The 8,664-nt window shown below is 64.9% G+C and carries 9 protein-coding genes; 5 read left to right on the top strand and 4 right to left on the bottom strand.

All coding sequences use genetic code 11. From position 1 onward, the window contains the following. The coding region (locus EOA24_RS18570) for an efflux RND transporter permease subunit (protein WP_133374544.1) at positions 1 to 1,431 on the top strand (1,431 nt) is incomplete at its 5' end. A gap of 96 nt (positions 1,432 to 1,527) precedes the next feature. Beyond that, on the top strand, positions 1,528 to 1,686 hold the full coding sequence (locus EOA24_RS18565) for a DUF3309 family protein (RefSeq protein ID WP_040991775.1): 159 nt from the start codon (positions 1,528 to 1,530) through the stop codon (positions 1,684 to 1,686). 63 nt (positions 1,687 to 1,749) lie between these two features. Here the strand turns inward: EOA24_RS18565 and EOA24_RS18560 are convergent, their stop codons facing one another. Further along, on the bottom strand, positions 1,750 to 2,706 hold the full coding sequence (locus EOA24_RS18560; RefSeq protein WP_126080786.1) for an SDR family oxidoreductase: 957 nt from the start codon (positions 2,704 to 2,706) through the stop codon (positions 1,750 to 1,752). A gap of 96 nt (positions 2,707 to 2,802) precedes the next feature. On the opposite strand from EOA24_RS18560, the gene EOA24_RS18555 reads away from it, so the two are divergent. Next, positions 2,803 to 3,717 (top strand): LysR family transcriptional regulator, encoded by a 915-nt coding sequence (locus EOA24_RS18555; RefSeq protein ID WP_126080787.1) that lies wholly within the window; start codon positions 2,803 to 2,805, stop codon positions 3,715 to 3,717. Here the strand turns inward: EOA24_RS18555 and EOA24_RS18550 are convergent. The 3 genes from EOA24_RS18550 to EOA24_RS18540 all read right to left on the bottom strand — a co-directional run bounded on the left by EOA24_RS18550 (position 3,675) and on the right by EOA24_RS18540 (position 6,388). Then, complete coding sequence (locus EOA24_RS18550; protein WP_126080788.1) at positions 3,675 to 4,856, bottom strand: MFS transporter; 1,182 nt, start codon at positions 4,854 to 4,856, stop codon at positions 3,675 to 3,677. The genes EOA24_RS18555 and EOA24_RS18550 overlap by 43 nt on opposite strands. 397 nt (positions 4,857 to 5,253) lie before the next feature. Further along, complete coding sequence (locus tag EOA24_RS18545) at positions 5,254 to 5,562, bottom strand: DUF1244 domain-containing protein (RefSeq protein WP_126080789.1); 309 nt, start codon at positions 5,560 to 5,562, stop codon at positions 5,254 to 5,256. 28 nt (positions 5,563 to 5,590) lie between these two features. Further along, positions 5,591 to 6,388: an N-formylglutamate amidohydrolase gene (locus EOA24_RS18540; protein ID WP_126080790.1), complete on the bottom strand. Its 798-nt coding sequence runs from the start codon at positions 6,386 to 6,388 to the stop codon at positions 5,591 to 5,593. A 170-nt stretch (positions 6,389 to 6,558) separates the two neighbouring features. Between EOA24_RS18540 and EOA24_RS18535 the strand changes: the two genes are divergently transcribed. Together EOA24_RS18535 and pyk are read left to right on the top strand one after the other, a co-directional pair. Continuing rightward, entirely contained in the window at positions 6,559 to 7,113 is a 555-nt protein-coding gene (locus EOA24_RS18535; RefSeq protein WP_189342600.1) for a DUF1036 domain-containing protein, read from the top strand. Further along, positions 7,110 to 8,537 (top strand): pyruvate kinase, encoded by a 1,428-nt coding sequence (gene pyk / locus EOA24_RS18530; RefSeq protein ID WP_126080792.1) that lies wholly within the window; start codon positions 7,110 to 7,112, stop codon positions 8,535 to 8,537. The genes EOA24_RS18535 and pyk overlap by 4 nt, the downstream gene beginning before the upstream one ends. Positions 8,538 to 8,664 lie beyond the last annotated feature (127 nt).

Raw genomic sequence — 8,664 nt, 5'->3', positions numbered from 1 at the left:
GTCTATACGCGCGTCGGCAAGACGCAGGGCGGCGGCCAGGACATTCCGGAGGACGTGGTCGGGGTCATCCAGTATGAATTCGTCGACTGGCGCCAGCGCAAGTCCGCCAACCAGATCCTCGATGACCTGCGCGGCGTGATGGCCGGCATTCCCGGCGTCGATGTCGAAGTGCGCGTTCCAGAAGCCGGCCCGCCGACCGGCAAGCCGATCCAGATCCGGCTGTCGGCCGCCGACCCGGCCGGGCTGGACGACAAGGCGGGCGCGGTGGCGGCGCGCATCGCCAAGATCCCCAACGTCATCGACATTTCGGACGGCCTGCCGCCGCCCGGCGTCGACTGGGCGCTCGAGGTCGACCGCGCCAAGGCGGCGCAATACGGCATCAGCCCGACCTCTGTCGGCACGGTGGTGCAGCTGGTCACCAACGGCCTCAAGCTCTCGGAATACAGGCCAGCCGGCGCCGACGACGCGGTCGACATAAGGCTGCGCCTGCCGGAGGACCGGCGCACTCTGTCGACACTCGACGAGCTTCGCGTGCAGACCTCGCAAGGCTCGGTGCCGATCTCCAACTTCGTCGTGCGCAAGCCCGAGCCGACTGTCGGCATCCTCAACCGCATCGACGGCGCGCGCACCGTGGTCGTGCAGGCCAATGTCAGCGCCGGCGCGCAGGTCGCCGCCGTGCAAGAGCAGGTCACCAAGGCCGTCACCGACATGGATCTCGGCAGCGGCATCCGCTGGAAGCTCGCCGGCTCCAACGAGGACAGCGCCGAAGCCAGCGCCTTCCTCGGCAAGGCCTTTGGCGCGGCGATCTTCCTGATCTTCCTGGTGCTCTTGGCACAGTTCAACAAGTTCACCAGCGTGTGGCTTGTCTTGTCCTGCGTGGTCATGGCGACGATCGGCGTGTTCTTAGGCTTGCTTCTGACAGGCGAGGCCTTCGGCATCGTCATGTCGGGCATCGGCGTCATCGCGCTGGCCGGCGTGGTGGTGAACAACAACATCGTTTTGATCGACACCTATGACCGATTGCACGAGGAAGGCTGGGACAAGATGGACGCGGTGCTGCAGACCTGCCGGGAGCGCGCCCGTCCGGTGGTGCTGACGGCGGTGTCGGCCATCCTCGGCGTGCTGCCGATCGCCTTCGGTCTCGGTCTCGAAATCTTCCATCACGAGACGACGATCAACGCGCCCTCGACGCAATGGTGGATCTCGCTGTCCTCGGCGATCGTCTTCGGCCTGTCCTTCGCCACGCTGCTGACGCTGGTGGTGACGCCGTCTATGCTGATGGTGTTCACTCGCGCCAAGGTGAAGCCCGGCCAGCGACGCGGCTGGTTCGGACGCCTGTTCCGCAGTGGCAAGGGCGAGGTCACGACGGGCGCGCCCGCTGGAGAAACTGGCACAGAGCCGGCGGTTGCCTTTCCGAAAGCGGCGGAATAGAGCGGTTCGCAACGCCAAGACGAGAAGCCGCCCGGAACAACCGGGCGGCTATTTGCATTGTTCCCTCGAAGTTCAACCAGACGGCGAGGATTTTTCATGACGATCGGCACAATTCTCGTAATAATCCTGATCCTGATCCTGATCGGCGCCGTGCCGGCATGGCCGCATTCGCGCTCCTGGGGCTACGGCCCTTCCGGCATCGTCGGCGTCATTTTGGTCGTGCTGCTCATCCTGCTGCTGATGGGCAGAATCTGATCTTCAATGAATTGCGGCCGGGCTTTGAAACCCGGCCGTTTCATCTTTCGTTGGAGCTTTTGATCAAGCGCCCAGGCGCGAGGGCTGCACGGCGATGCCGATATCCTGCAAGGCCTCCTTCACCGCCTCATCGAGCGGGGTATGCGGGATTTCGCCGATGATCTCTTCCAGCCGCGTCGAAACCAGCCGGTGCGGCTCGTAGCGCAGATAGGACATCGACACGATCTCCTTCCACATTGCGACGAACGGGCTGCCGGCGCGCAGAACCCACCAGGGCATGAAGGAGAGCTTCAGCTTGCGGCCGAGCGCCTTCTCGGCCGCCGCCTTCATGTCGAGGTCGGTGATGGCGTGGCCGGGGAAGTTGATGGCTTCGAAGAGGCCCGTTTTGTCGAGGTTCTTCGCCAGGCCGACGAAGGCGACGGAGAAGTCCGGCAGGTAGGCCCATTCATGGGTCAGGTCGGCCGGGCCGGGCGCGGTGTAGACGCCCTTCTCCATCTTGGCGGCGACGACGAGGTCGAACCAGGAGCCGCTGCCGGTGCCGCCGAAGAAGTCGCCGGCTCTGAGGACGATGGTGCGGACCCGGCCGGCTTCGGCCTCGCCGCGAAACAGGTCTTCCATGGCGCAGCGGATACGGCCCTTCTCGGTGGTCGGATGGAACGGCGTCGCTTCGGTGATCACCTGCGGCATCGGCGAGCCGTAATTGTAGACGGTGCCCGGGAAGAGATGCAGGGCGCCGTTTTCACGGCAGGCGGTCATGACGTTCTCGGCCATCGGCATGCACTTGCCCCAATCGGTGTAGATCGGGTTCAAGCCGTTGAAGATGATGTCGACGCCTTGGGTGGCGCGGATCAGGGATTGGCGATCCAGCGCGTCGCCGGCAACCGCGGTGGCGCCCTTGAGTTCGGCCGGAACCTTGCCGGTACGGGTGACGGCGCGGACGTCGAAGCCGGCGTCGATGAAGGCCTTGCCGACCACGCGGCCGAGCCGGCCATTGGCGCCGAGGATTGCGATCTTGGTCATCTGTTCTCTCCGTGGTTTGCGTTTGCACCTGCAATCTGATGCCTTCATCGACGAATTGAAATTGACCGAAGTCGACGTTCTGTTATTCAAAAATGAATGAAGGAATTCGACTGGAACCTGATCAAGAGTTTTGTCGCAGTCGCCGAGACCGGCAGTCTGTCGGGCGCCGCGCGCCGGCTCGCGGCCAGCCAACCGACGCTCGGCCGCCACATCGCCGAGCTGGAGGCCGCGCTCGGCGTCACGCTGTTCCGGCGTGCGCGTCGCGGCTACGAGCTGACCGAGGCGGGCAGCACGCTCTACGAGCGCGGACGGGCGGTCAGCGCTGAGGCCAATGCGTTCTCGCTGCTGGCGCTGGGCTCTGTCGAGGCGATCGAGGGCACGGTGCGCATCGCCGCTTCGGAAGTGGTCGCCGCCTTCGTTCTGCCGGACATGATGGCGCGGCTCGGCGAAGAGGAGCCTGGCATCGAGGTCGAGATCGTCGCCTCCAACCAGGTCGAGAATCTCTTGCGTCGCGATGCCGACATCGCCATCCGCATGGTTCGGCCGGCGCAGAACGAACTGGTGGCGCGCAAGGTCACCGACATTCCGCTCTGCCTATGCGCGGCGAGCGTCTATCTCGACCGGCGGGGCCGGCCGGAAAAACCCGCCGACCTCGCCGATCACGCCTTGGTCGGCTTCGACCGCAGTGACGAGATCATTCGCGGCTTCACGTCGTTCGGCATTCCGGTCGGCCGCAGCCATTTCCGCTTTAGGACCGACAACCAGATCGTGCTGTGGGAGGCGGTGCGCACGGGAAACGGCATCGGCCTCGGCCAGGAGCCGTTGGCCGACCGCGATCCGGACCTGGAAAAGCTGTTGCCCGATGTGCCGCTGCCGGTCCTGCCTGTCTGGCTCGCGATGCATCGCGACGTGCGCACCAGCATGCGCATCCGCCGCGTGGCGGATTTCCTGCATGAGGGGCTGAAGCTTTATTCGGCCGGCACGGGTTCGGGAGCGAATTCTGCGCGGTGAGCGAGCCCTGCCATCAGGAGCACGACGACCAGCAGCCCGGAAAGCGCAATGAAGATCGGTCCGAAGCTCGAATGCTCCGCGACGAAGCCGATCGCCGACGGCGCCACCAATATGCCGGAATAGCCCATGGTGGTGACGACGCTCATGCCGGTGCCGGACGACATGCCTTCCTGGTTGCCGCCGGCTGAGAACAGGATCGGCACCATGTTGGCGATGCCGAAGCCGCAGAAGGCGAAGGCGGCGATGGCGAGGTAAGGCGAGGACGAGAGGCCGGCGACCAGCATGCCGGCGGCCGCGACCAGCGCCGAGCCGCGCAAGGTCTGCACTGCGCCGAAGCGGTTGCGCACGCTGTCGCCCAGGAAGCGCATCAGCGCCATGACGCCCGAGAAGGCGGCATAGGCGAGGCCGGCGACCGCGAGGTCGGCGCCCAGTTCCTGATGCAGGAAGAGCGCCGCCCAATCGAGCACCGCGCCTTCGGAGATCATAGTGAGCAGCGCCATCAGCCCGACCAGATAGACGGCGGTGTGCCGCGGCAGCGTGAATTTCTGATGCTCGACAGCCTGCGGCCGGTCCTCGGCGACGAGATGGCGAATGGCGAAGGCGATCACGGCAAAGGCGATCACCGTCACCGCGACGGCATGGGGAAGATAACCGTAGTTCTGGATCGAATAGCCGCCGAGCGCGCCGCCGGCGAAGCCGCCAAGGCTCCAGAAGCCGTGCGAGGAGGACATGATCGCCCGGGAAAGCCTTCTTTCAACCACCACGGCGTTCGAGTTCATGGCGACATCCATGCCGCCGATCGAACCGCCGAAGATGAGCATGGCGATGGCCGCCAGCGGCACGTTGGGCGCGAGCGCCACGATCAGCAGGCCGAAGCTGCCGCAGACGCCGAACCAACGCGTCACGCTGCGCGAGCCATGCCTGGAAATGAGATGGCCGCAGCAGGTCATGGCAATGACCGCGCCGACGCCGAACAAAAGGATCAGCAGGCCGAGCGTGAACCGAGTGATGTCGAGCCGGGTCAGGAACACCGGGATCTGCGGCGCCCAACTGCCGGTCAGAAAACCATTGGCGAGGAAGATACCGGCGACGGCCCAGCGGCCGCGTGTCGCGGCCTGCATCGTGGTTTGCATGCTCATCGTCCGGATTTCCGCTGCGGTAAATGGTTCGCGCGGCAAATTAGATCGATTCAATTTGTAGTCAAGAACTGAACAAAGAAAGTGCTTGGACCAAGGGAGCGGCCGAGGATTGGTTCTGTTCGAGGCATACTGCAGCTTTGGAGATTAGCAGAATCGCCCCTCCATTCGTCATCCACGGGCGGAGCAAGGAGCGAAGCGACGCGCGCAGACCCGAGGATCCATTCCGTGACCTGGAAGCGCCGCTACGACGCAAACCATCCCCGGGGTGCACTACGATCATATTCTGGACCGCTGCACTCTTCGATAGTCGTAACGGCATGGATTCCAGGGTCTGCGCGCGTCGCTTCGCTCCTTGCTCCGCCCTGGAATGACGAAGTCGCGAAGGCATTCGACAGCGTCAATGATCCTTCGGCCGCTTGGCCTCGAACTCGGCCTTCTTGGCTTCTGAAGCCTCGGTCTGGTTGAGCGCCTGCCATTCGGCATAAGGCATGCCGTAGACGATCTCGCGCGATTTATCCTTCGACAGCGCCACGCCCTCGGCTTCGGCGGCCTCGCGATACCAGTTGGACAGGCAGTTGCGGCAGAAGCCGGCGAGGTTCATCAGGTCGATGTTCTGGACATCGCCGCGCTCGCGCAGATGCGCCACCAGCCGGCGGAAAGCCGCGGCCTCGAAATCGCGCTTCTGGTCGTCGCTGAGTTCGGTCATCTCGGAAACTCCTGGACTGTCGGCCTGCCTACACCGGCCCGGTGCGCGAGCCGAACATCTTCACCTGATGTATATCGGCACGGCGGTCGATGGCGTCAACGATGGGCGCCAGCCGCTCGGCCCAGGCGAGCGCCCCGGCGCGGTCGGCGATCAGGTCCTGGCGGATCTCGATCAGCGCATGCGCGTAGCCGTTGACGATGGCGTGGCGGAACATGGTGTCGCCGCGCAGCGCGCCGTCATAGGGCTCGTTGTCGCCGACGACGAGGGACCTGTCCTGCGCCAACATGTCGATCAGCGGCCGCGCCACGCGGTCGTCGCGGTCCCACAGCACGCCGACATGCCAGGGGCGGACGAAGCCCTGCATCACCGGCGTGAAGGAATGGACGGAGAAGATGAACGGCGCCTTGCCCGACGCATGCGCCACGGAGGCGATCATCGCGCCGACGGCGTCGTGATAGGGCCTGTAGAAGCGGTCGAGCCGCCGTTCGCGCTCTTCCGGAGCTATCGGATAGTTACCCGGCACCACGGTGCCGTCATAGAGCTGACGGATCATGGTCGGGTCGTCCTCGCCCCGGTTGGGGTCGACCAACAGCCGCGAGAAGCCTGCCAGCACCGCCGGCGCGTCGAGCGCGGTCGCGAGCTCGCGCGTCACCGTCTCGACGCCGATGTCATAGGCGATGTGACGGTCGAATTCGGATGCCGGCAAACCGAGGCTGCCATATTCCTCCGGCAGGTCGCGGCGGGCGTGGTCGGCCAGAAGCACGACCCCCTTCTTGCGGTCGCCCTCGACAATGTCGAACGGCGTGAAAACTGTGGATCGGGTCATCGGCTGAAAAGGGGATGGCGGCTGCGATGTGGTATCGTCATTCCACGAAGAAGACGCCGGCGCAATGCCGTTGTTTGGCCAAGGTTTCCGCAAAAAATCCCCGGCGCGGGGAGAATTTGCGCGACGGGCCCTTCTAAATCGATTGGAATTGAACAAAACGGCGCGTTGACATGCGACCGGAGTTTGCTGAAAAGGGGCTTCGAGAGATGCAAATGTGGTTCGCAAGGGGATCTGCGATGGGTTTTGCCGGCCGGCTGCGCAAGCGCCTGGCCCTGCCGTTGCTGATCGTCGGCGCGGGATTTTTCGCGATAGCCGCGACCTCGCCGGCCCGGGCCGACTTCCGCGTTTGCAACGCAACGCAAAATCTGGTGGGCGTCGGCATCGGCTATCGCGCCAAGGCCGGCTGGATCACCGAGGGCTGGTGGCACATCGAAGGATCGACCTGCAAGACGCTGATCGAGGGTCCGCTGTCATCAAGGTTTTACTATCTTTATGCAGAAGACGCCGAGCGTGGCGGGCGCTGGGATGGCCCGATCAACATGTGCGTCGCCGAAAAAGAGTTCAAGATCGCCGGCGTGAATGATTGCGTCGCTCGGGGCTTCCAACGCGCCGGATTCCAAGAATATGACACGGGCGAGCAGGCCAGCTGGATGGTCCAGCTGACCGACGAGCCCGCAACGGGAGGCGCGCCAGCGACCCCCGCTCCGGGAACAAACAGTCAATGAGACGCAACCGCAAGGTCAAGATCCTCGCCACCATCGGTCCGGCTTCCTCCTCCGAGGAAATGCTGAAGAAGCTCTTCGAAGCGGGCGCCGATGTCTTCCGCATCAATATGAGCCATACCGACCACGAGCTGATGCGCACGCTGGTCGGGCGCATCCGCGCCGTCGAGGCCGCCGTCGGCCGGCCGATCGGCATTCTCGCCGATTTGCAGGGTCCGAAGCTCAGGGTGGGCAAGTTCGCCAACGGCAAGGAAGCGCTGACTGTCGGCCAGACCTTTACGCTCGACGACAATCCCGAGCCCGGCACGTCGAAGCGCGTGTACCTGCCGCATCCCGAAATCCTGAGCTCGGTCGAGGCCGGTCACAGACTTTTGATCGATGACGGCAAGCTGGAGCTGAAGGCGGTGAAGGCCGACGGCAAGTCGATCACCTGCACCGTCGTTGCCGGTAGCGGAATCTCCGACAAGAAGGGCGTCAGCCTGCCCGACACCGACCTGCCGGTCGGCGCGCTGACCGACAAGGACCGCGCCGATCTCGACGCGGTGCTTGCCACGGGCGTCGACTGGGTGGCGCTGTCCTTCGTGCAGCGGCCGGAGGATCTGGCGGAAGCGCGCAAGATCGCGCGCGGGCGGGCGCTGATCATGGCCAAGATCGAGAAGCCGCAGGCGGTGGCCAGGCTTCCCGAAATCATCGATCTCTCCGATGCGCTGATGGTCGCCCGCGGCGATCTCGGCGTCGAGATGCCGATCGAAGCCGTGCCCGGCATCCAGAAGCAGATCACGCGCGCGGCGCGGCGCGCCGGCAAGCCGGTGGTGATTGCCACACAGATGCTGGAATCGATGATCACCGCGCCGGTGCCGACCCGCGCCGAGGTCTCCGACGTGTCGATCGCCGTGTTCGAGGGCGCCGACGCAATCATGCTTTCGGCCGAATCCGCGGCCGGCGCCTATCCGGTCGAAGCTGTCGGCATGATGAACCGCATCGCCACCAAGGTCGAAACCGACCCGACCTATGCCGGCATCATCAACGCGCAGCGTTCGGAACCCGAGGCGACCGGGGCCGACGCCATTTCGCTGGCCGCTCGCGAGATCGCCGAGACGCTGAAACTATCGGCGATCATTTCCTACACCGCGTCCGGCACGACCGGGCTGCGCGCCGCGCGCGAGCGCCCGCAGGTGCCGATCGTGGCGCTGTCGCCGATCCTCAGCACGGCACGCCGCCTGTCGCTGCTGTGGGGCACGCATTGCGTGGTTTCGGAGGATGCTACCGACCTCGACGACATGGTCGACCGGGCCTGCCGGATCGCGCTGGAAGAAGGTTTCGGCAAGCCTGGCGACCGCGTCATCATCACGGCCGGCGTGCCGCTCAGGACACCCGGATCGACCAATATGCTGCGGATTGCGTATATCGGGTCGGACACGCATTAGCGGCCAGTGGCTGGGTCAGTTGCCGAGTGACTAGCCGCAAGGCACGCCGTCGCGATCGCGACATGAAAGCTTTCAGGGTCGGCGCTGCCCCTCATCCGCCTGCCGGCACCTTCTCCCCGTATAGTGA

It is taken from the genome of Mesorhizobium sp. M2A.F.Ca.ET.039.01.1.1 (genome assembly GCF_003998035.1).
GTDB lineage: Bacteria > Pseudomonadota > Alphaproteobacteria > Rhizobiales > Rhizobiaceae > Mesorhizobium.
This window is presented reverse-complemented; position numbering and strand designations above follow the sequence as displayed.

Bases quoted from the DNA above. Each gene is read 5' to 3' on its own strand.
- EOA24_RS18535 (WP_189342600.1), top strand. From the start codon at position 6,559: ATGCGACCGGAGTTTGCTGAAAAGGGGCTTCGAGAGATGCAAATGTGG.
- EOA24_RS18545 (WP_126080789.1), bottom strand. From the start codon at position 5,562: ATGACCGAACTCAGCGACGACCAGAAGCGCGATTTCGAGGCCGCGGCT.
- pyk (WP_126080792.1), top strand. From the start codon at position 7,110: ATGAGACGCAACCGCAAGGTCAAGATCCTCGCCACCATCGGTCCGGCT.
- EOA24_RS18560 (WP_126080786.1), bottom strand. From the start codon at position 2,706: ATGACCAAGATCGCAATCCTCGGCGCCAATGGCCGGCTCGGCCGCGTG.
- EOA24_RS18565 (WP_040991775.1), top strand. From the start codon at position 1,528: ATGACGATCGGCACAATTCTCGTAATAATCCTGATCCTGATCCTGATC.
- EOA24_RS18555 (WP_126080787.1), top strand. From the start codon at position 2,803: ATGAAGGAATTCGACTGGAACCTGATCAAGAGTTTTGTCGCAGTCGCC.
- EOA24_RS18550 (WP_126080788.1), bottom strand. From the start codon at position 4,856: ATGAGCATGCAAACCACGATGCAGGCCGCGACACGCGGCCGCTGGGCC.
- EOA24_RS18540 (WP_126080790.1), bottom strand. From the start codon at position 6,388: ATGACCCGATCCACAGTTTTCACGCCGTTCGACATTGTCGAGGGCGAC.